This window comes from Streptomyces sp. NPDC005070 (assembly GCF_053600395.1).
Window position 1 is genome coordinate 36997 of record NZ_JBSFZS010000009.1, and the last position, 21034, is coordinate 58030.

Here is a 21034-nt window from a genome sequence, read left to right on the forward strand (position 1 = left end):
GGGGCACCGGTCTTTCGTGCCTCGCGGCACCCACGGGACGAGCGGAACGGCTCGACGGGCCGACGGGCGCGACACCGGCCTCCGGGTCCCCGCCCGTCGGGACCGCGCCGATCGGCGCGTCAGGGGCGCGGCGCCGGTCGCCCCGTGGGCCGGGTGTCCCGTGCGGGGCGTCCGGGGCCGCGCAGGGCCTGCCGAAGTTGCGGGCTCACGAGGTGGACCAGCTCGTCGGTCGTCATGGAGGCGATCGGCTCCAGGCGCAGCAGATAGCGGGTGGCGATCAGCCCGGCGATCACCGTGGTGAACGCGGTGGCGCGCTGCCGGGCGTCCCGTCCGGGCACGAGGGTCGCGATCCGGTCGACGATCTCGCGTTCGAGCGCCTCCTTCACCAGTGCGCCGAGGGAGTCGTCGTCGATCGCGGTCTTCATCATCGCGAGCAGGGGCGGGCCCGTCACGGGATGGTCCCAGACGGCGACGACCTGGCGGACGACCCGTTCGGGAAACGTGGCGAGGTCCCCTTCCCGCACGACCCGGGCGAGGAGTTCGGCCGGGTTCGCGCCCAGCGCCAGCGCGGCGCCGAACAGCCCCTTCTTCGACCCGAAGTAGTAGCTGATCAGAGCGAGATCGACCTCGGCCTCGGCGGCGACGGACCGAAGGGTCACCGCGTGATAACCGTCCTCGAGGAAGCGGCGCCGGGCGACCTCCAGGATCGCGGCCCTGGTGTCCGGGCTTCCCGGCCTGCGACCGCGCTGCGCACCGGGTTTATTCATCACGGACGAATTCTACGGGGCCGACCGACGCGGTCGCTGGGCGTCCCGATGCGTCACCCTGTGTACCGATGTCGACCGCTTCTTACGAAATGGCATCGTTCATCCGAATGAGTGGTACATCACACACCGAGGCCGTAGCGTCGAGCCAGAGCCGACACATTGACGGCCATACGAAAGAGCGTCCCGCACGGAGCTGATATGCGCACAAACTCGATCCGGACCGCGTTCACCATCTGCGCGGCAGCGGCGCTCACAGCGGTCACGGGTACCGCTTCCGCCATCCCCGCGACCTCGCACGCGGCCCCGCACACCGCGCGGCAGCGCCAGGCGTCTCCCGTACTCGTGGACTGCTTCTGGCATCCGGATGTGCGCCCCGCCGAGTTCATCCTGGCCTGCGGCGACGGCAACAGCCGCCTCGTCTCGCTCCACTGGTCGCAGTGGAACCAGGACTCCGCGGTGGCCCGGGGCGTGAACATGGTGAACGACTGCAAGCCGTACTGCGCGGCGGGCAAGTTCCACTCGTACCCGGTCGTCGTCCGACTGGACCACCCGCAGCAGTGGAAGAAGAACCCGCATCTGCGGCACTACACGCAGATGACACTCACCTACACCCAGAACCACCCGGACGGCTACGCGCAGAAGGTCAGCTACCCGTTGTGGAACTGACGCCGGTCCCTCGCGGACCCGGCATCGCGCGCGGGGGCCCCGCCCGAGGCCGCTCCAAGGGGTCACCCGAGTACCGGTGCCCGCGCCGGACTCGCCGACGGCGAACACCGTATGGAACCCCGTAGCCACGGAAACAGGTACAAAATGGGGCACGTGGGTATCCGGCGCATGTCAGTGGACCGTCTCGTGGAACAACCGTCGGGCCGCGGTCTGGTGGCGATCCCGCTCGCGTTGATCGTCGTGATCACCGTGGTGGACATCCGCTCCCCCACCGACGTCCACCTGGGACCCCTGCTCGTCATCGCGCCGACCCTCACGGCCTCGCTCGCGGGCCCCGGGCTGACAGCTCTGGTCGGCCTCCTGGCGGTCGTCGCCCAGGTGATCGTCGCCATCCTGCACGGCGGAATCGGCACCACCAATCACATCGCCCAGCTCATCGCCCTGGTGGTGCTCTCCGCCCTGGTCGTGCTCGTGTGTCATGTACGGGAGCGACGCGCCCAGGAGTTGGTGCGGGCGCGCTCCGTGGCCGAGACCGCGCAACGGGTGCTGCTGCGGCCGCCACCGCGCCGGATCGGTCCGCTGCGCGTGGCCTGGCTGTATCTGGCCGCCGACGACGACACGCAGATCGGCGGCGACCTGTTCGCGGTCACCCGGGCCGCCGACGCGTCCACCCGCGTCATCATCGGGGACGTCCGGGGCAAGGGGCTGGCCGCCATCGGCGAGGCCTCGGTGGTGCTGGGCGCCTTCCGCGAGGGCGCCCACCGCTACGACAGCCTGCCCGAACTGACGGCGGCCCTGGAGGTGAGCGTGTGCCGGGACCTGGACGAGGTGGCCGACACCGAACACGACCCGGGCGAACACTTCGTCACGGCCCTCGTTCTCGACATCCCCGACGACAGCACGCGGGTCGAAATGATCAACTGCGGTCATCCGCCGCCGCTGATCCTGCGTGATCACCAGGTGAGCGTCCTGCACGCACGGCACCCCGTGCCCCCGCTGGGCATGTGCGAGCTGCCCGCCTCCAGCCACCACACCGATCCGTTCACCTTCGAGGCCGGCGACTTCCTGCTGCTGTACACCGACGGCGTGATCGAGGCCCGCTCACCGGACGGCACCTTCTACCCCCTGGCCGAGCGGGTCTCCGGCTTCACCGCCTCCAACCCCGACGTCCTGCTGCGCCAGATCCACGACGACCTCGTCCGGCACATCGGCGACCAGCCCGGCGACGACGCCGCCTTCCTGGTCATCGAACGCGTCGCCGCGCACCACCTCCGCCTCGCCCACCGCCCCCTGGACGGCCATCACCGGCTTCCCACCGACGGATCGCCCCCTCCCGCACAACGCTGAGACACCGGCGCCGGGGCAAGCGGCCCGCTCCTCACGCGCGTGCCCGGTGGCGAGGCCGGGCGCCCCGGGGCCACGATGGAGGGAGATCGACTCGACGCAGGGGCACACCCAGGGAGGCTCCCGTGGCCCACGCCTTCGGAACCGACGTCGTGGTGGCGGGTGCGGGCCCCGTGGGTCTCACCGCGGCCGCGGAACTGCGCCGACGCGGGGTCCGCTGCCGTATCGTCGACCGGCTTCCGGAGCGGCTCCCGTACGCGAAGGCGGTGGGCATCCAGCCGCGCACGCTGGAGATCTGGGACCACATGGGGCTTACCCGCACCGTCCTGGAGGCGGCGGCACCGATGTACGGGCAGCTCGCCTACGTCAACGGCACCGAGCAGGCCCGGATCGACTTCGCCCTGCCGCCGGAGGTGCCGTACGGCTTCGCCGCCCTGCCGCAGTACGAGACCGAACGCATCATCGAGGAACATCTCGCACGGTTCGGGACCGGGATCGAACGGGACACGGAACTGGTCTCGTTCAGCCAGGACGCCGACGGCGTGACCGTAACCCTGAGGTCGGCGTCCGGAACCGAGGAAGAGGTCAGGGCGCGCTATCTGGTGGGCTGCGACGGCGCGCACAGCGTCGTGCGCAAGACGCTGGGTCTCACCTTCGAGGGAAGCGCGTTCCCCGAGGAGTACATGCTCGGGGATGTGGAGGTTGACTGGGACATGCCGCCCGGCTACGGCGTCCGCGCCATGCACCACGACGGCGACGGCGAGGTGGACGACATCCTGGTGTGCATCCCGCTGCCCGGCGACAACCGGTACCGGACCTCGATGAAGGTCCCGCCCGAACTCTCCGCCGCGGCGGGGAACGACGGGCCGGGCGGTCCGGCCGACGGCATCGCCCACGGCCTGGACGGCAGGATCGCACCCGCGCTCCCGGACATCCAGGCGGTGCTGGACCGGATGTCCCCCCGGCCCGCGACCGCCTCCCGCCTGCGCTGGTCCTCGGTCTTCCGCATCAGCCACCGGATCGTCGACCGCTACGGCGACGGCCGCGTCTTCGTCGCGGGCGACGCGGCGCACATCCACCCCCCGACCGGTGCCCAGGGCATGAACACGGGTATCCAGGACGCCTGGAACCTGGCCTGGAAACTCGCCCTCGCCATCGAGGGCGGCGCGCACCACGAACTGGCGGCCAGTTACGACGCCGAGCGGCGGCCCGTCGGCGAGGAGGTCGTCGCGCGCACGGTCCGCCACGCGGCGCACGGCGTCCAGGCCGACCCGGACGACCCGGGGACCGTGATGCTGCGCGAGGCACAGCTCCTCGTCGGCTACCGCGGCAGCCCTCTCGTGGGCCCGGCCTCCGAAGGCCCCGGCCCCCGGCCGGGCGACCGCGCACCCGACTGCACCGGCCTCAGGGCGCACATCGCCGCCTTCCCGCTGCGTCTGTACGACCTCATGCGCGATCGCGGACACGTGCTGGTCGTGTACGGGGATGGCGAACAGGGCTCCCAACTCGCCGATGTGGCGGGCGAGTTTTCCGGAGGGCGGGTCGGCACCTGTCTGATCCGGCCCGCCGGGAGCGCCCCGGACACCTCCGGCCCGCCGGCGTACGTCGACGCGCTCGGCGAGTTCGCCCGTCTCTACGGGGTCTCCGACGCGGTGACCGCCTTCCTGGTCCGCCCGGACGGATACATCGGCGCCCGCCTCTGCCCGCCGACGGCGGCGGAGCTGACAGCCCACCTGGCCCGCACCTTCGCCCCGGCCGACTCCGGCACCCGGTAACGGCGTCGGCGTCCTTCGGCCTCGACGGGCGGGCTCAGTCCATCAGTTGGGCCGCGAGAGTCGCACCGAGCTCCCAGCAGGCCTCGATGTCGGCCTTGCCCGGCTCGCCGGTCACCTTCACCGCCTCGGCCGCACGGCGCCAACCGAGGCCCGTCGTCACGGACTCGATGCCGCGCACCGCCCCCGTGACGTCGTTCCCGCCGTGCACGTAGTAGCCGAAGGGCCGCGCGGCCGTCGCGTCCAGGCACGGGTAGTAGACCTGGTCGAAGAAATGCTTCAGCGCGCCCGACATGTAGCCGAGGTTGGCCGGGGTGCCGAGCACATAGCCGTCGGCGGCCAGCACGTCCGAGGCGGTCGCCTCCAGCGCCGCCCGCCGCACCACCTGGACGCCCTCGATCTCGGGCGCCGTCGCGCCGGAGAGCACGGCTTCGAACATGGCCTGGCAGTTGGGCGAGGGCGTGTGATGCACGATCAGCAGAGTAGGCACACCCCGCACCCTGCCGCGCCGCCCGGCGCCACCGCAAGCACCACGGGCCGCGCCGACGGCCGACTGCCCTCCGGGCGCCGGAAGATCCGCGCTCCGGCACCGTCCGTCACGTGCCACGCACATGCCACGCACGTGCCGGAAAGCGGGGTTCCGCCCGGCTGCACGATCGGGCCCGCGGTGCAAGGCTGGAACCAATCCGGAGCCGCTGAAGCCCGGCTGTTTCGGCACACCTCGACCGAAGGGTGATCCGATGACCAGCCGCAAGAAGAGCGACGGCCGGCACACCTCCGGGGCCGGAGCAGCCGCTCCCGCCGCCCGATCCGGGTCCGCCGGGGTCGGGCAGGACGTGGACGGGCTGGTCGCTCGCGGCCTGGAGGCGCTGGAGGAGTACGCCGACTACACCCAGGAACAGATCGACCACATAGTGAAGAAGGCCAGTCTGGCCGCGCTCGCCGAGCACACCCGGCTCGCCATGATGGCGGTCGAGGAGACCGGGCGCGGCGTCTTCGAGGACAAGGCCGTCAAGAACATCTTCGCCTGCGAGAACATCACCCACTCGATGAAGGGCGTGAAGACCGTCGGGGTGATCCGCCGCGACGACATCGACGGGATCGTGGAGATCGCCGAACCGGTCGGCGTGATCGCGGGAGTCACCCCCGTCACGAACCCCACGTCCACCACCGTCTTCAAGGCCCTGATGGCGCTGAAGACCCGCAACCCGATCATCTTCGGCTTCCACCCGGCCGCGCAGAACTGCTCCGCCGAGGCCGCCCGGATCGTCCGGGACGCGGCCGTGCGCGCCGGAGCCCCCGCCCACTGCGTGCAGTGGATCGAGCGGCCTTCCAAGGAGGCCACCAGCGCCCTGATGAACCATCCCGGGGTGGCGTCGATCCTGGCCACGGGCGGCAACGCGATGGTCCGGGCCGCCTACAGTTGCGGTAAGCCCGCACTGGGCGTCGGGGCCGGCAACGTGCCCGCGTACATAGAGAAGAGCGCCCGGATACGGCGTGCGGTCAACGACGTGGTGCTCTCCAAGACCTACGACTACGGCATGGTGTGCGCCTCCGAACAGGCCGTGATCCTCGACCGGGAGATCCGCGACGAGGCCATAGGCGAGTTCCGCAAACTCAAGGCGTACACGGTCAACGACCACGAGAAGGCGCTGCTGGAGGCGTACCTGTTCGGTGTCGGCGCCGAACAGCAGGGCGGACGCGACTGCGCGGGCGCCCAGTTGAACGCCGACATCGTGGGGCAGAGCGCGGTCGCCATCGCCGGGGGCGCCGGATTCGAGGTGCCCGAGGACACCTCGGTGCTCCTGGTCGAGGTCTCCGAGGTCGGCGTCGAGGAGCCGATGACCCGGGAGAAGCTCTGCCCGGTGCTGGCCGTGCTGACGGTGGACAGCCGGGCCGACGGTGTGCGACGGGCCACGGAGATGGTGGAGTTCAACGGTCTGGGCCACTCGGCCGCCGTACACACCGAGGACCCGGCCTTCGCCGAGGAGTACGGACATGCGGTCAAGGCCTGCCGGGTGATCTGGAACGCGCCCACCTCGCAGGGCGGAATCGGTGACGTCTACAACGCGTTCATGCCGTCCCTGACGCTGGGCTGCGGCTCGTACGGCAGCAACTCGGTCTCCGGGAACGTCACCGCGCTGAACCTGATCAACATCAAGCGGATCGGGCGGCGGAACAACAACATGCAGTGGTTCAAGATCCCCTCGAAGATCTACTTCGAGCGGGACTCCATCAAGTACCTCGCCGACATGCGCCGCGGCAGCCGGGTCGTCGTCGTCACCGACAGGACCATGGTGGAGATCGGCCACCTGGAGCGGATCCGCACCGTGCTGCGGCGCCGCGGCGAGCCCACCGAGGTCCGGGTCATCGACAACGTCGAGCCCAACCCGAGTATCGACACCGTGCGCGCCGGCGCCGAGATGATGCGCCACTTCGAGCCGGACACCATCATCGCCCTCGGCGGCGGTTCACCGATGGACGCGGCCAAGGTGATGTGGCTGATGTACGAGCACCCGGCGGTCGAGTTCGGGGACCTGAAGGAGAAGTTCTTCGACATCCGCAAGCGCGCGTTCACGTTCCCCGACCTGGGCGAGAAGGCCGACCTGGTGTGTATCCCGACCACCTCGGGCACCGGCAGCGAGGTCACCCCGTTCGCCGTCATCACCGACACCGCCACCGGGCAGAAGTACCCGCTGGCCGACTACGCGCTGACGCCGAGCGTCGCCATCTGCGACCCGGCGCTCACGCTCGACCTGCCCAGGGCCATCACCGCGGACTCCGGCTTCGACGCGCTCACGCACTGTCTGGAGACCTACGTCTCGGTGTACGCCAACGACTTCACCGACGGGCTGGCGCTCCAGGGCGTCCGACTGATCTTCGACAACCTCGAACAGGCCGTGCTGAACGGGCCGAACGACCCCGTGGCCCGGGAACGCATGCACAACGCGGGCACCATCGCCGGCATGGCCTTCGGCTCGGCGTTCCTCGGCGTGGTGCACGCCATGGCGCACACCCTGGGCGCGACCTTCCACGTCGCCCACGGCCGCACCAACGCGCTGCTGCTGCCGCACGTCGTCCGCTACAACGGGTCGGCGCCCACCAAGGTCACCAGTTGGCCGAAGTACCACGAGTACATCGCCCCCGAGCGCTACCAGGACGTCGCCCGGATGCTGAACCTGCCGGCCGACACCCCGGAGGAGGGTGTGGAGTCCCTGGCCCACGCGCTGGAGGAACTGCGCGAGAAGGTCGGCATCCCGCGGTCGTTCAAGGACGCCGGGGTCGACGAGGCGGCCTTCCTGGACGCCCTGCCCGAGCAGGCGATGAACGCCTACGAGGACCAGTGCGCGCCCGCCAACCCGAGGCTGCCGATGCTGGCCGACATGCAGGAACTGATGCGCCGCGCCTACTACGGCGACCCGGTGTGAGCCCCCGCGGACAGCGCGGGAACGACAAGACCCCGACCCACCGAGAAGGAGTCGTGCACCGATGACCACGCAGCAGCAGCGGTCCGTTCGCAGCGCATGGGACGGCTTCCGCGGAGGTCTGTGGCGGGACGAGATCAACGTACGGGACTTCATCCAGCAGAACTACACCCCGTACGAGGGTGACAGCTCCTTCCTGGCCGGTCCCACCGAGCGCACGACGGCCGTGTGGAAGAAGATCACCGATCTGTTCCCGGACGAGCGCGCCAAGGGCGTCCTGGACGTGTCGTACGACGTCCCGTCCAGCATCACCGCCCACCCGCCGGGCTACATCGACCAGGACACGGAGCTGATCGTCGGTCTCCAGACCGACGCCCCCCTGAAGCGGGCGATCATGCCCTTCGGCGGCTGGCGAATGGTGGCCGGGGCGCTGCAGACCTACGGCTATCCCGTCTCGCCGGAACTGGAGAAGGTCTTCACCCAGTACCGCAAGACCCACAACGCCGGGGTGTTCGACGCGTACACCCCGCAGATCAGGGCGGCCCGGAAGGCCGGCATCGTCACCGGCCTGCCCGACGCCTACGGCCGGGGCCGCATCATCGGCGACTACCGCCGGGTCCCGCTGTACGGCGTCGACCGGCTGATCCAGGCCAAGCAGGAGGAGAAGGCCGGCCTGGACGCCATGCCCCGCGACGCCTCACGCATGGAGGAGGTGATCCGCGAACGCGAGGAGATCTCCGAGCAGATCCGCGCCCTGGGCGAGCTGAAGGAGATGGCCGCCTCCTACGGATCCGACATCTCGGTCCCGGCGAGCACCGGCCGCGAGGCCGTGCAGTGGCTGTACTTCGCCTACCTCGCGGCGGTGAAGGAGCAGAACGGCGCCGCGATGTCCCTCGGCCGCACCTCCACCTTCCTCGACGCCTACCTCCAGCGGGACATCGACACCGGCATCCTCGACGAGAGCACGGCTCAGGAGATCGTCGACGACTTCATCGTCAAACTGCGGATCGTGCGGTTCCTGCGCACCCCGGAGTACGACGAGCTGTTCTCCGGCGACCCGACCTGGGTCACGGAGTCCATCGGCGGCATCGGTTCGGACGGCCGCACCCTGGTCACCCGGACCTCCTTCCGCTATCTGCAGACCCTGTACAACCTGGGGCCCGCGCCCGAGCCGAACATGACGGTGTTCTGGTCTCCGGCGCTTCCGCAGGGCTTCAAGGAGTTCTGCGCGCAGGTCTCGATCGACACCTCCAGCCTGCAGTACGAGTCCGACGAACTGATGCGCCCGCGCTTCGGTGACGACACCGCCATCGCCTGCTGTGTCTCGGCGATGGAGGTCGGCAAGCAGATGCAGTTCTTCGGCGCCCGGGTCAATCTCGCCAAGACACTGCTGTACGCGATCAACGGCGGCCGGGACGAGCTGTCCGGCGCCCAGGTCGGCCCGGCCACCGGGGCGGTCACCGGCGCGACGCTGGACTACGACGAGGTGCTGAGCAAGTTCGGCCGGCAGATGGACTGGCTGGCCGAGACCTATGTCCACGCCCTCAACGTCATCCACTACATGCACGACAAGTACGCCTACGAACGGCTGGAGATGGCACTCCACGACCGTGACATCCGGCGCACGATGGCGTGCGGCATCGCCGGGCTCTCGGTCGCCGCGGACTCCCTGTCGGCGATCAAGTACGCCGAGGTCACTCCGGTGCGGGACGAGACGGGACTGGCCGTGGACTTCCGCATCGAGGGCGCCTACCCGGCGTACGGCAACAACGACGAGCGGCCCGACGCGATCGCGGTGTGGCTGGTCGAGGAGTTCATGCGCAAGGTGCGCAAGCACCCCACCTACCGGGGCGCCGAGCACACCCAGTCGGTGCTCACCATCACCTCGAACGTGGTGTACGGGAAGAAGACCGGCAACACCCCCGACGGCCGCCGCGCGGGCGAGCCGTTCTCGCCGGGCGCCAACCCGATGAACGGCCGTGACACCCACGGTTACGTGGCCAGCGCGCTGTCCGTGGCCAAACTGCCGTACGAGCAGGCGGAGGACGGGGTCTCGCTCACGAACACGATCACCCCCGACGCGCTGGGCCGCACCCCCGAGGACCGGATCCGCAACCTGGCGGGAGTCCTGGACGGCTTCGTCACCTCCCAGGGCTTCCACATGAACGTCAACGTGCTCAACCGGAACACGCTGATGGACGCGATGGAGCATCCGGAGAAGTACCCGCAGCTCACCGTCCGGGTCAGCGGCTACGCGGTCAACTTCGTACGGCTGACGCGCGAGCAGCAGCTCGACGTGCTGGGCCGCACCTTCCACGGGTCGCTGTAGCCGTCGGCCTCCCGGGGAGCGCGGACCCGCACCGCGCTCCCCGGGAACCGCCACGACGGAAGGAGGCTTCGCCATGACCCTGATCCAGCCGGGACACGCTCTCCTGCCCATCGTCTCCGCCGACCCCGACCGGCCGGTCGAGCAGGCCGTCCCGCAGCGCGGCACCGGGCCCCTCACCGGGTCGGTGCACTCCTGGGACGTCTCCACCGGTGTCGACGGTCCCGGCACCCGTTTCGTCCTCTTCGTGGCCGGCTGCCCGCTGGCCTGTCTGTACTGCCAGAACCCCGACACCCTGCGGATGAGCAACGGCAAGCGCGCCACGACCGACGAGGTCGTCGCGGAGGCGGCCAAGTACGTACCGTTCATCCGCGCCGCGGGCGGCGGCTTCACCGTCAGCGGAGGGGAGCCGATGCTCCAGCCGGACTTCATCGGCGAGATCCTGCGCCGCTGCCACGACGACCTGGGCCTGCACACGGCCCTGGACACCTCCGGCTTCCTCGGCGCCCGCGCCACCGACGCCTTTCTGGACAGCGTCGACCTGGTGCTGCTGGACATCAAGTCCTGGGACCGCGAGCTCTACATGCGCCTCACCAGCCGTCAGTTGGAGCCGACCCTGGTCTTCGCCCGTCGTCTGGCCGAACTCGGCAAGGAGGTCTGGGTCCGCTTCGTCCTGGTCCCGGGGCTGACCGACCCCCCGGAGAACGTGGCGGGAGTCGCCGCCTTCACGGCGTCCCTCGGCAACGTCACCCGTGTCGACGTCCTGCCCTTCCACAAGTTCGGCGCCGACAAGTGGGCGGGCCTCGGCATGAACTTCACCCTCGCCTCCACTCCCGTCCCGAGCGCCGCCCAGATCGCCGAAGCCCGCTCCGTCTTCGCCTCGTACGGCCTGTACGCGGTGTGACGCACGGGCGGGTGTACCGGCCTGGGGTGGCCGACGTGAGACCCGATGATCTGCTGATATGCTCGATCTTGAGCCCGCACCGAACACACGGTGTCGAGCCCGGCGTTGGTGGTCCAAGGAAAGACGCCCCGCTTCCTGCGGGGAAATGCAGGTGCAAGGCCTGCCCGGCGCTCCATGCACACCGCCCCCGGTCATCCGACCGGGGGCGGTGTTCGTTGTGGTCCGACCGCCTGCGCTCAGTGTCCGGGGACCACGAGATGCGCCCTGTCCCGGGGGCGGGTCGTGGTCAGGTAGTGCTCCTCGGCCAGACGCCAGCGGGCCTCCCAGTCGATCGGTCCGTGGTCGTCACCACGGGCCCGCAGCCGGCGCATGGACTCCTCGGGCGGGGTGTCGACGTAGACGACCAGGTCGTAGTGGTCGACGAGTTCGGGCCGGGCGGTGTAGACGCCCTCGACGAGGACGATGCCATCACAGGCGACGGCGCACAGGTCGTCCGTCGCCAGGGATCCGGTCGGCCAGTCGTAGCGCCCGTAGTGCGCGTCGTGGCCGGTGGCGAGCGGGGTGAGGACCTCGTCGCGCAGCCGCTGCCAGTCGAAGTAGCGGTCGTACCCCTCGGCGGGGGTCAGTGCGGCGCGTTCGTCCGCGTCCATCGGACGGTAGAAGTCGTCTCCGTGCACGACCACGGCATCGCCGAGCCGGGCCACGGCCGACGCCAGGGTCGACTTGCCCGACCCGCCCATGCCGTCCACGGCGATCAGCGCCAGTCCTTGGTTGCCGCGGGCGCGAGCCGCGGCCACGACGCGCTCCGCGACAGCTTCGATCTTCGTCATGGGGTGATTGTGGCGGCACCCGGCGCCGCGTCCATGACGAATGAGCACAGTCTCGTACGTTCCCACGACTCACGGGTCCGGGCGGACGAGGCGGAACACACGACAGAGGGGCCGACAGGTGATGTCGGCCCCTCTGACTTCGAGTAGCGGGGACAGGATTTGAACCTGCGACCTCTGGGTTATGAGCCCAGCGAGCTACCGAGCTGCTCCACCCCGCGTCGGTGAACACAACTCTACGTCATCTTTTCCGGTCCCAGAACCATGATCGCCCGCCGGCGGTGCCGGGGTGCTCCGCGTGAGGTCACACGTCGGTGGGCAGCCCGCTCACCTCGGCGATACCCCGCAGCTCCTCGTCCTGCCGGTGCCGCTCGCCGATGAAGTCGGCGATCTCCTTGCACCGCTCGGGATCGTCCGCCGTACCCGAATCCGTGACGACCCGGACGACACCGATCTCCTCGGTCTCCAGCTCGACGATCCGGTTGTCCAGACGTCCCGTGACGGCCACGGCGACCACGAGGGACGCCTCGTCACGGACCTCCTGCGGGACGCTGTCGGGTTCCGCGCCGTCGAGACACAGTTCGATGGCTCCCACCCTCTCCTCCCTGATCGCTTCGAGTACGGGCTCGACCATGCGCAACAAGAGCGCGTAGTCCGCCGGATCCATGCGCAGGCGGAGCATTTCGAGGTACAGGTCGAGGGGCCGGTCATCCGGTGCCTGCTCTGATGCGTCCATGGAGCTTCGCCTTCCCCAATGTGGACGACATGATCGCGTCTCACACCAGCATGCTGTGAATCGGCGCACACCGCCGGTCGAGACGGCCGTCCGGAACACGGCCGAGGGGGCTCGTGGCCTGTCCGCACAGGTCACGAGCCCCCTCAAACTCGCCGTTCGGAGCTCGTCCATCAGGACTCGTCCGGCGGGTTTCGCCCGTCGGGGTTCATCCGTCCGGGCTCATCCGTCCGGGTTCATCCGTCGGGAGTCGCCCTTACCGGGCCCGTCCCCGTCACCCGTAGGTGCGTCGGATCCGGTAGAGGACGAAGATGCCGCCGAGGACGAAGATCCCGCCGATCACGCCCGGCCACAGGTTCGCGCCGGTCTCGGCGAGCCCCCCGGTCCCGACCGCCTGCGGCTCGATCCCCGACGTGGCCGGCGGGTAGGACTCGGCCGCGGGCTGGGTCTGCGCGGGTGTCCCCACCTCTCCGCCCTGGTCGCCGCCCGCGGTCTCCCGCGGCGAGGACGTCACGTCGGACTTGGGCTCCACCGTGGCGGTGGGGGCGTCGTCCCCGGCCGGCTCGGTGCCCGGCGCTTCCTCGGTGGGCTCGGCGGTCTGGCCGTCGCCGTTGTCACCGGCGTTTCCGCCCTTGCCGTCGTCCGCGGTGGGCGCCGGCTCCTCGGAAGGGTTCTCGGAGGGGTTCGGGTCGGCTTCCGAGGGGTTCGCCTCCGACGGATTCGGGTCGGCGCTCTCCGACGGGTTCGGGTCCGCCTCGGACGGGTTCGGGTCGGCGGTCTGCGACGGCTCGTCGGTGGCCGGCGGGTCCTCCTGCTGCCCACCCCCGTTGCCGTTGCCGTTACCGCCCCCGTTGCCGTTGCCGCCCCCGTTGCCGGCGCCCGCACCGCACTTCTTGCCACTGTTGATGCAGTCGACCACGTCGTTCATGAGGCCTTCGTCGAAGACGTTGATGAAGTCGCCGTGGTCCGTGACCGGCTTGTGGAGGTTCTCGGGGAAGGAGTCGACCGCGAACAGCGGCGACGTACGGCCACCGTCCTGCAGGCTCGGCGCGTCGATGCCGTAGACGATGCGCTGCACCAACTGCGGAATGGCCTTGAAGTTGCCCGGGCAGTTGCCCTGGGCGTCCGCGAAGGCCACGTGGGTACGGTGGTTGGCGCTGTCGATGTTCGCGCCGTCCCAGCAGCTCTGGAACTTGAAGGTGCGCACCACGTCGCTGCCCTGCGGGCACAGCGGGTACTTGTCCTTCAACTGCCGGTCCTCGAAACCGGTGCAGCTCCAGGAGGCGTTGGCGTTGGCCGGCCCGTTGACGAACGCCTTGGCGTCGCCGGTGATGATGCGCAGCAGGCGGGGCATGGCCGTGACCTTGCTGCGCGGGTTGCCGACGAAGGTCAGCGTGACCTGCTTGGGCGTGACGATCTGACCGGCGTTGCCTTCGGTCCCGCCTCCGGGGGCTCCCGCGTCGCGTTCCTGCTTCCCGTTCTGGAGGCGCACCACGGGCCAGTAGTACGAGGACTTGTCGCCCTTGTCCTGGCAGGAGGTGTCGGCCTTGGCCAGGTCGTCGTCACTGGCGAACGCGGTGTTGGACTGGTTGCCGATGTAGTCGTGGAAGTGGTGGGCGCCGTTGGTGACACCGGGAGCCACGATCACGTTGTCCGAGTTGAACAGGCCGTTGGCGTTCACACCGCAGCTCGAGACGAACTCGCCCTGGGAGGCGTCGGCCTGGGGCTGCGGGTTCTGCGCGTTGGGCTGCACGGACTTGATGTCGGCGAAGTCGGCGGCCACGGGGCCGTTGCCTGCCGGGGCGCCCTGCTGCTGGCCGCCCTGGTCCTGGGGCGCGCCGCTCGCGCTCTGTGACGCGCCGCCCTGGTCCTGCGGCGCGGCGCTCTGGCCGGTGTCCGCCCCGGTGCCGGGCTGGTTGCCGGAGGGGCGCAGTGTGCAGGCCGCGAAAGCGTCGAGCCCGCTCGGCGGGTCGCCCGCGGCGTCGATGGCGGCCACGATGCGGCCGATCGACTCGGCCCGCTTCTCCTTCAGCGGATTCATGACGGCGTCGGCGCCGCTGTCGCCGTTCTGCTGCATCTGGTCGGCCTGGGCCTGGAGTTGCCGGTAGGCCTCGGCGATCTGCTGGTCCAGGTCGCCGAGTTCCTTGTCGACGGCCTCCTTGGCGGCGTCCGGGACCGCCTTCAACTGGTCGCCGACGTCGGGGCAGTCGATGGTGGCGGAGCCGGCGGACAGGACCTGCGCGTCCGTCGCGCCGGTCTCGGTCGCCGATGCGTAGACGTTGACTCCTACGAGTCCGCCTCCGCCCAGTATCAGTGCGAAAGCTGCAGAGGTCGCGCGGCGTGCGCCCGTTGGGCGTCTGCGCTTGTTGCGTCCCAAGGTGGTGCTCCTACGCGTCGTGGTCGGCTCGACATGGAAATCCCCCGGCCCTATACGCACACGGGTCGCGTTGTGTTCAGCCGTCTCTGAAATTCACAGTGACCCCGTATGGAGCAACTGCCCCAGGGCGCTTCGGCGGACGCCCGGACGCCCGCTCTCCCCGGGCGGACCGGGCACGGCGGGCGCGGCCCGCACACCTCTGCGGTTGCACCGGAGGCGGACCGGTGGCCTGATGGGAACACTGCACCATGGGTGTGCCCTGGGCGTGGTCTCGGCCATGCCCAGGGCCGGTGGGGCAGGGCAAGGTGCTCCGCCGCTTCCCCCGTGAGCACGGCCAGGGCAGCGGCATGAGGCGGTGAACCAGTGACGGGAGCGGAGATCGACTTCCGCGGTGTCTTCCACGCCCTGCCCGGCATGGTCGCCCTGCTCACCCCCGAGATGGTCTTCGTGGACGCCAACGACGACTACCTGAGCAATTCCGGGCGCTCCCGGGAGCAACTGATCGGCCGGTATCTCTTCGACGTCTTTCCCGACCGGCCGGGCGACCCCGCCTCCACCGGGATGCGGAACCTGGCGGCGTCCCTGCGCCGGGTGGTGGAGTCCGGGGAACGCGACGCCATGGCCCTCCAGCGTTACGACGTGCAGTCCCTGGACCGGCCGGGTGTCTGGGAGGAGCGGTACTGGAGCCCGGTCAACGCCCCCGTGCTCCACGAGGACGGCACCGTGGTCCTGGTGGTCCACCGGGTGGAGGAGGTCACCCAGCTCATCCGCGCCCGCGGCGGGCTCGAGCAGGGCGGCCGAAGCCCGGTGCTGGAGGCCGACTTGTTCACGCGGGCCCGCGAACTGCAGGAGCTCAACGACCGCCTCCGGCGCGCCCACGCCCGCGAGCGGGAGGTCGCCGTCGCCCTCCAGGACGCGCTGCTTCCCTCCCCCGACCAGTCCGGGCCGCACCGTGCGGCGGTGCGCTACCGGCCGGCCACGAGTTCGCTGAACGTGTGCGGTGACTGGTACGACCTGGTGACGCTGAACGACGGGCGGATGGCGGTCGCGGTGGGCGATGTCGTGGGCCACGGGCTCTCCGCCGCCTGCGTCATGGGCCAGTTGCGCAGCGCCCTCAGTGCCGCGTCCCGTGCCGCCGAGGGTCCCGCACGCGCCCTGGAGGTGCTCGGGCTGTACGCGCGCTCCGTGGAGGGCGCCGAGTCCACCACGGCGGTGACGGCCTGGATCGACTGGGAGGCCCACACCATCCGGTACAGCAGCGCCGGGCATCCTCCGCCGGCGCTCCTGCGCGGCGACGGGAGCGTGGAGTTCCTGGACGGGGCGACCGACCCGCCGCTGGGAGCCCGGCCGGAGCACGTGGAGCGCCCCGAGGCCGCGACGGACTTCACCGCGGGCGACACCCTGGTCCTCTACACAGACGGTCTGATCGAACGGCGCCGCGAGGACATCGACATGGGCCTCGGGCGCCTCGCCGCGGCGCTGACCCACCACCGCCGGGCCGAGCCCGAGGCCCTCGCCGACGCCCTGCTGACGGACCTGCTCCCGCCCGTCGGCATCACCGACGACACGGCGCTGGTGATCCTCCCGCTGTGAGCCCGCCCGGCGCGGGAGGGTCCCTGCGCCCTCGGCCGCCCGACGCCTCCGGACAACCGGCGGCGACGGCCGCCGGATCCTGGCGTCACGCGGTGGAGCCCGCCGTGGTCAGCCGGTGGGAGCGGACGACCGCGAGCACGCAGGCGGCGAGGAGGGCCGCGGCCAGGGCGGCCAGGTCACGCAGTGGCCCCGTCGTCACGGGTCCCGTGGCCAGAGCACGTGGCGGCATCCGGCCCTCCGGGTCGTAGACGACGGCGAGGACGTCCCCCGGCCGGGTGGTCCGCCCGCATCCCCGCAGGACGCGCACTTCGAGGGGTGCGCCGCCACGGGCGACCACCGAGCAGAGGTAACGGGTGCGGCCCGCGCCCGCCTTCCCCTCGTCGTCGACGGACATGACGACCATGGGTGCCACCCGCTCCCCGTCCACCGGCACCACGTCCGCCGCGGCCGGCGGGGCCTGGAGGGCGAGACACACGCCGAGAGCCGCGACGATCCCGACCAGCGCCCGCCCCGCCCGCAGGCGGACGAGGTGCAGGACGAGGATCCCGGCGCAGACGAGGCCCGCCTCACCGCTGGCCAGCACGGGTACGCCGGTCCGGTCGCCGGCGACCCCGGCGCCGACGATCGATCCCGCTCCGAGCGCCCCGGCGAGGAGCCCCTCCCCCACCAGCCGACGCGGCGGCCATCCGACGAACTCGGCGGGACCCCACACCATGCTCCGCAGATACGCCGTCAGGTCCGGCTCCTGGACGGGCGGAGGACGACGCCACCCGCGCATAGCTGTACCACCCCCGGCAAGGTTCCTTGTCTGTCGACGCCTCATATCCTGCCGCCCTGGTACGGACCACGGCCCTGCCTCCGTCCGGCACAGATGACGTGGACAACGTTTCCGGGAGTCGGCAGCGAAGCCCCGGTCCGCGTCCTCGGCCCTCTGCCTTGGCCCGGCCCCGGGTTCTCAGCTCTCGACGGCTGGGGTCTGCCGGGGTGGTGCCGCCAGGGAACGCGTCAGCAGCACGCGTCCGCTGAGACCGGCCAGCAGGAGCCCGGCCACCATGGCGACGAGGCAGAGAGCCGGACCCGAGGACCAGTTGACGGCGGAGGCGCGGCAGGCCAGTACGACGGTCACGGCGACGGCCGTGCCGGGCAGGGCGATCAGGGCCGGTCCGGTGCGGCCCAGGTCGTCCTCGGCGAGCGCTCCGAGGACGCCGACGCCGAGGGCCAGTGCCCATACCCCGAGCCCCTGCGCGTCGGCGCGGCCGACGCTCCACGGCACGAAGTCGGCCCAGAAGCCGGGCCGTACGAGCAGACCCGTACCGATACCGAGCCAGGCCGAACCGAGCACGGCCAGCGCCGGTTTCGACCAGCCGGGCAGCGGCGCACCGCGTGGGCCGAGGGGCCGGCCGGGAGTGAGGTACTGCCAGGCCAGCGTGATCAGGGCGCACACGCACAGGGTGCCGAGCACGAAGAGCCAGCCGAGGCTGAACAGCACCGGGACGATGGAGCCGCCCCGGGCGATGTACAACTGCCCCGCGTTGAGCAGGCTCACCGTGAACAGCCCGACCAGCACCACGGCCAGCGGGTGGACGAGCGAGCGGGCCTCGTGCCAGGCGCGGACCCGGTTCAGCGCGAACAGGCCGGGCGCCGTGCCGAGCATGGCCGCGCCGATCAGCCCCGGCGTCAGCGACTCGTCGGAGCGCCACGCGCCGAAGACGTGTCCGGTGAGGGCCACGGCCGCCAGCAGGCCGCCGACGAGGACGCCGACCACGGCGACCACGATGGCCAGCATCGCCACTCCCGCGGTCAGCGGCCGCCCGCCCGCGGCGGGGGACGTGGGGTGCCCCGGGACGTCGTCGGTCCGGGGCGGGTCGGATGCGTTCGGCATGAGGATTCCGTTTCCGGACGAAGGGCGCGATGGGATGCGGTGAACGAGCCGACCGGATCGGAGAGGGGCCGGAGCGGGGGCTACGAGACCGGTGCCGACAGGCGCGCGGCCGAACCGGGGGCGGGCAGGGCCCTCTTGAGGACCTCCCGTGCGTACAGGACGCGCAGGCTCACCATCAGAGTCGCCGCGAACGCCATCACACCGCAGCCGATCGCCGCCCCCGCGGCCAGCGCCGTGAGCCCGTCGAGCCCCAGCGACCGTTCGAAGAGAGGGGCGGCCCCGACCGACAGCACCGGCGCCAGGCACAGGGCCACCCAGTGCAGACGCCACTCCTCGCGCGCCCAGAGGCGGCCCTCCCGGCCGGCCCGCCTCGCGCCCAGGGCCATCGCCGCGTACGTGACGGCGTACGGCAGGAGATAGGCGAGCAGGAGCCGGCGCCCCTGCGTGCCGTGGTCCAGCGAGGCGCGCGCGATCCAGGCCAGCGCGGCCGCCCCGGCGAGGTGCGCGACGGCCAGGACGGGCACGGGCGCCCACGAACCGGAGACTCCGGCGACCTTCACGCGCCGGTCGAGGGAACGCGAGGCGATCAGGGCGCCGAACGCGACGACGGAGCCCAGGTGCATGGTGGCGAGCTGGTTGATCTCGGCCATGGACAGTCCGGGCAGGATCAGCGGCAGGCCACCCCACTCGAACCGGAGCAGCGGGGCGGTCAGCAGGAAGCCGTAGCACAGCAGCATCCAGCGCTGGTGCAGGTCGGGGAACCCGCCGACGGCGGCGAGCACGCCGAACGTCACGCTCATCACGGTGCCCACCAGGATGGTCGCGAGCACGATCCAGAACGCGGCACCGCTGAAGGCGTCCCCGGGCGCCGTGCGTGCCAGATACAGGCCGGCGCCGGCCATCGAGGCGTACACGGTGAGCGCGAAGACCACCCCGAGGGCCCGGTGCAGCCGTACGCGTCGCCGTACGGCGGTGAGCACCTGCGCGGGACCCAGCAGCATCAGCACACCGCCGAGAACGGAGTGCACGATCATCGGGACGAGGCTGTGCCGGTACGGCCCGATCCGGGTGGCCAGCGCGTCGGCCACGTAGCGCGGTGAGACCACGTGGGCCAGGATCCACTCACCGAACGCGGGCGCGCCGGGGCGCGCGTACGGCCACAGCTCGGTCATCGCGATCGGCGCGTAGCCCACGCACACGGCCGACACGGCGATGACGGCGAGGCGGCGCCAGGTGGTGCCCGTTGGACGACGCACGACGGCTCCCTGCTCGTGGCCGCGGCCCGGCCATCAATAGTCTCGTTTGGACTATCGAGACGGTAGGGCCGTCCACCGCCGGGGTCAACGGTCTGTCGTGTCCTCGTCCCGGCGCTGCACCCATTGCCAGAAGTCGATCATCATCCGCTCGTACCGGATTCCGAACTCGAGCGCGTCCCGCTGCCCGCGCGTCAGCAATGCGCCGACCGTCTCGGCGAGTTCCTCGTAGTCGCCGAGGGTTCTGCGGTGCTCGTCGAGCTGTACGGGGCCGAGCACGTCGGGCTCGCCGCCGAACCACAGCTTGAGGATGCCGCGCTCGCGGGCCTCCACCGGGACGAACGCGGGGTCGTCGAGCCAGCCCCGCAGAGCGGCCCGGCCCTGGTCCGTCAGCGTCAGCACCCTGCGGTTGCGGCCGCTCTCCTGCCGCACCTGGGCCAGCATCCCGGCGTCGAGGAGACGCTCGCACTGCGCGTACACCTGCGCGTGCGGCACCGACCAGAAGGGCGCGACCGTCCGCGCCGCCTCCCCTTTGACGTCGTACGCGCTGGCCTCGCCCAGCTTGTCGATGATGCCGAGGACGAGGTACGAGGCGGTGGTCAACCTAGCGTCAGCCATGGGGCGACGGTATCGCCACGCGATCACCGCGCGGCAGGCACCGCCGGGTCCGGCCACCGCACGGCGCACTCCGCACGACGGGCTCCGCCGAACACACGGCCGCGGCACGTCGGGCGCCGCCCGACGCGAAGAAGATCCGGGTGCCCGGCACAATGCGGGGTATACGGGCGATCACACAACCGACCGCACTTCAGGCCCTCGCGCCGGCCGCACTAGGAGCTCCTGTGACCACCTACGTCATCACCGTTCCCGGGACGTTCGTCCACGGCCTCCCGGCCGCCTCCCGTGCCGAGGTGGAACGCAGGCTTCGCCCCCAGGACCCGCAGAACACGGACCTGGGCGAGAGCGAGGAACTGAGCCTGCTCTCCGTCGACGAGGACAACAGGTTCTCCGTCCGGCTCGAGGTCGAGGCGGCGGACCGGAGAAGCGCCGAGGCCGAGGCCGTACGGCTCGTCTCCGGCGCGCTCCTGGACAGCGGCCTGACCGCGGACGACGCGCCGCTCGGACCCGCCGCCGTCACGGGGATCGACAGCGAGTTCTGACCGCG

The 21034-nt window shown here is 71.0% G+C and carries 17 protein-coding genes and 1 tRNA gene; 8 read left to right on the forward strand and 10 right to left on the reverse strand.

The features are described from left to right. Positions 1–119: 119 nt before the first annotated feature. On the reverse strand, positions 120–767 hold the full coding sequence (locus tag ACWEBX_RS05285) for a TetR/AcrR family transcriptional regulator (protein WP_451883615.1): 648 nt from the start codon (positions 765–767) through the stop codon (positions 120–122). A gap of 198 nt (positions 768–965) precedes the next feature. Here ACWEBX_RS05285 and ACWEBX_RS05290 point away from each other — a divergent pair, with 198 nt between their 5' ends. The 3 genes from ACWEBX_RS05290 to ACWEBX_RS05300 all read left to right on the forward strand — a co-directional run bounded on the left by ACWEBX_RS05290 (position 966) and on the right by ACWEBX_RS05300 (position 4552). Beyond that, on the forward strand, positions 966–1433 hold the full coding sequence (locus ACWEBX_RS05290) for a hypothetical protein (RefSeq protein WP_451883562.1): 468 nt from the start codon (positions 966–968) through the stop codon (positions 1431–1433). Positions 1434–1619: 186 nt separating this feature from the next. Beyond that, on the forward strand, positions 1620–2780 hold the full coding sequence (locus tag ACWEBX_RS05295) for a PP2C family protein-serine/threonine phosphatase (RefSeq protein WP_451883563.1): 1161 nt from the start codon (positions 1620–1622) through the stop codon (positions 2778–2780). Between the two features lie 122 nt (positions 2781–2902). After that, positions 2903–4552: an FAD-dependent monooxygenase gene (locus tag ACWEBX_RS05300; protein ID WP_451883564.1), complete on the forward strand. Its 1650-nt coding sequence runs from the start codon at positions 2903–2905 to the stop codon at positions 4550–4552. A gap of 34 nt (positions 4553–4586) precedes the next feature. Here ACWEBX_RS05300 and ACWEBX_RS05305 read toward each other — a convergent pair whose 3' ends face one another. Further along, entirely contained in the window at positions 4587–5039 is a 453-nt protein-coding gene (locus tag ACWEBX_RS05305) for a flavodoxin family protein (protein ID WP_355764289.1), read from the reverse strand. Between the two features lie 250 nt (positions 5040–5289). Here ACWEBX_RS05305 and adhE point away from each other — a divergent pair, with 250 nt between their 5' ends. The 3 genes from adhE (at position 5290) to pflA (ending at position 11204) form a co-directional block, all read left to right on the forward strand. Continuing rightward, a complete protein-coding gene (adhE, locus tag ACWEBX_RS05310; protein ID WP_451883565.1) occupies positions 5290–7977 on the forward strand; it encodes a bifunctional acetaldehyde-CoA/alcohol dehydrogenase in 2688 nt (895 codons plus the stop codon). Between the two features lie 61 nt (positions 7978–8038). After that, a complete protein-coding gene (pflB, locus tag ACWEBX_RS05315) occupies positions 8039–10303 on the forward strand; it encodes a formate C-acetyltransferase (RefSeq protein ID WP_451883566.1) in 2265 nt (754 codons plus the stop codon). Positions 10304–10376: 73 nt separating this feature from the next. After that, positions 10377–11204, forward strand: a complete 828-nt coding sequence (gene pflA / locus ACWEBX_RS05320) for a pyruvate formate-lyase-activating protein (RefSeq protein WP_451883567.1) — start codon at positions 10377–10379, stop codon at positions 11202–11204. 236 nt (positions 11205–11440) lie between these two features. Here the strand turns inward: pflA and ACWEBX_RS05325 are convergent, their stop codons facing one another. From ACWEBX_RS05325 to ACWEBX_RS05340, 4 genes are all read right to left on the reverse strand, one after another. Continuing rightward, positions 11441–12034, reverse strand: coding sequence for a uridine kinase family protein (locus ACWEBX_RS05325; protein WP_451883568.1), 594 nt, complete (start codon positions 12032–12034; stop codon positions 11441–11443). Between the two features lie 144 nt (positions 12035–12178). Beyond that, a tRNA-Met gene (locus ACWEBX_RS05330) sits at positions 12179–12252 on the reverse strand. Positions 12253–12335: 83 nt separating this feature from the next. Continuing rightward, positions 12336–12767 (reverse strand): hypothetical protein, encoded by a 432-nt coding sequence (locus ACWEBX_RS05335; RefSeq protein ID WP_355764276.1) that lies wholly within the window; start codon positions 12765–12767, stop codon positions 12336–12338. A gap of 271 nt (positions 12768–13038) precedes the next feature. Continuing rightward, positions 13039–15141, reverse strand: coding sequence for a DUF1996 domain-containing protein (locus ACWEBX_RS05340; protein ID WP_451883569.1), 2103 nt, complete (start codon positions 15139–15141; stop codon positions 13039–13041). A gap of 363 nt (positions 15142–15504) precedes the next feature. Here ACWEBX_RS05340 and ACWEBX_RS05345 point away from each other — a divergent pair, with 363 nt between their 5' ends. Then, complete coding sequence (locus ACWEBX_RS05345) at positions 15505–16734, forward strand: PP2C family protein-serine/threonine phosphatase (protein ID WP_451883570.1); 1230 nt, start codon at positions 15505–15507, stop codon at positions 16732–16734. Positions 16735–16819: 85 nt separating this feature from the next. On the opposite strand, the gene ACWEBX_RS05350 is transcribed toward ACWEBX_RS05345, so the two are convergent. The 4 genes from ACWEBX_RS05350 to ACWEBX_RS05365 all read right to left on the reverse strand — a co-directional run bounded on the left by ACWEBX_RS05350 (position 16820) and on the right by ACWEBX_RS05365 (position 20487). Beyond that, a complete protein-coding gene (locus tag ACWEBX_RS05350; protein WP_451883571.1) occupies positions 16820–17512 on the reverse strand; it encodes a hypothetical protein in 693 nt (230 codons plus the stop codon). Between the two features lie 177 nt (positions 17513–17689). After that, positions 17690–18616, reverse strand: coding sequence for a hypothetical protein (locus ACWEBX_RS05355; protein ID WP_451883572.1), 927 nt, complete (start codon positions 18614–18616; stop codon positions 17690–17692). Between the two features lie 80 nt (positions 18617–18696). Further along, a complete protein-coding gene (locus tag ACWEBX_RS05360; RefSeq protein WP_451883573.1) occupies positions 18697–19872 on the reverse strand; it encodes a DUF2306 domain-containing protein in 1176 nt (391 codons plus the stop codon). An 84-nt stretch (positions 19873–19956) separates the two neighbouring features. After that, a complete protein-coding gene (locus ACWEBX_RS05365) occupies positions 19957–20487 on the reverse strand; it encodes a PadR family transcriptional regulator (RefSeq protein ID WP_451883574.1) in 531 nt (176 codons plus the stop codon). A gap of 224 nt (positions 20488–20711) precedes the next feature. Here ACWEBX_RS05365 and ACWEBX_RS05370 point away from each other — a divergent pair, with 224 nt between their 5' ends. After that, positions 20712–21029, forward strand: coding sequence for a hypothetical protein (locus ACWEBX_RS05370; RefSeq protein WP_451883575.1), 318 nt, complete (start codon positions 20712–20714; stop codon positions 21027–21029). Positions 21030–21034: the final 5 nt, after the last annotated feature.

Bases quoted from the DNA above. Each gene is read 5' to 3' on its own strand.
- pflB (WP_451883566.1), top strand. From the start codon at position 8,039: ATGACCACGCAGCAGCAGCGGTCCGTTCGCAGCGCATGGGACGGCTTC.
- ACWEBX_RS05335 (WP_355764276.1), bottom strand. From the start codon at position 12,767: ATGGACGCATCAGAGCAGGCACCGGATGACCGGCCCCTCGACCTGTAC.
- ACWEBX_RS05285 (WP_451883615.1), bottom strand. From the start codon at position 767: ATGAATAAACCCGGTGCGCAGCGCGGTCGCAGGCCGGGAAGCCCGGAC.
- ACWEBX_RS05290 (WP_451883562.1), top strand. From the start codon at position 966: ATGCGCACAAACTCGATCCGGACCGCGTTCACCATCTGCGCGGCAGCG.
- adhE (WP_451883565.1), top strand. From the start codon at position 5,290: ATGACCAGCCGCAAGAAGAGCGACGGCCGGCACACCTCCGGGGCCGGA.
- pflA (WP_451883567.1), top strand. From the start codon at position 10,377: ATGACCCTGATCCAGCCGGGACACGCTCTCCTGCCCATCGTCTCCGCC.
- ACWEBX_RS05365 (WP_451883574.1), bottom strand. From the start codon at position 20,487: ATGGCTGACGCTAGGTTGACCACCGCCTCGTACCTCGTCCTCGGCATC.
- ACWEBX_RS05325 (WP_451883568.1), bottom strand. From the start codon at position 12,034: ATGACGAAGATCGAAGCTGTCGCGGAGCGCGTCGTGGCCGCGGCTCGC.
- ACWEBX_RS05350 (WP_451883571.1), bottom strand. From the start codon at position 17,512: ATGCGCGGGTGGCGTCGTCCTCCGCCCGTCCAGGAGCCGGACCTGACG.
- ACWEBX_RS05355 (WP_451883572.1), bottom strand. From the start codon at position 18,616: ATGCCGAACGCATCCGACCCGCCCCGGACCGACGACGTCCCGGGGCAC.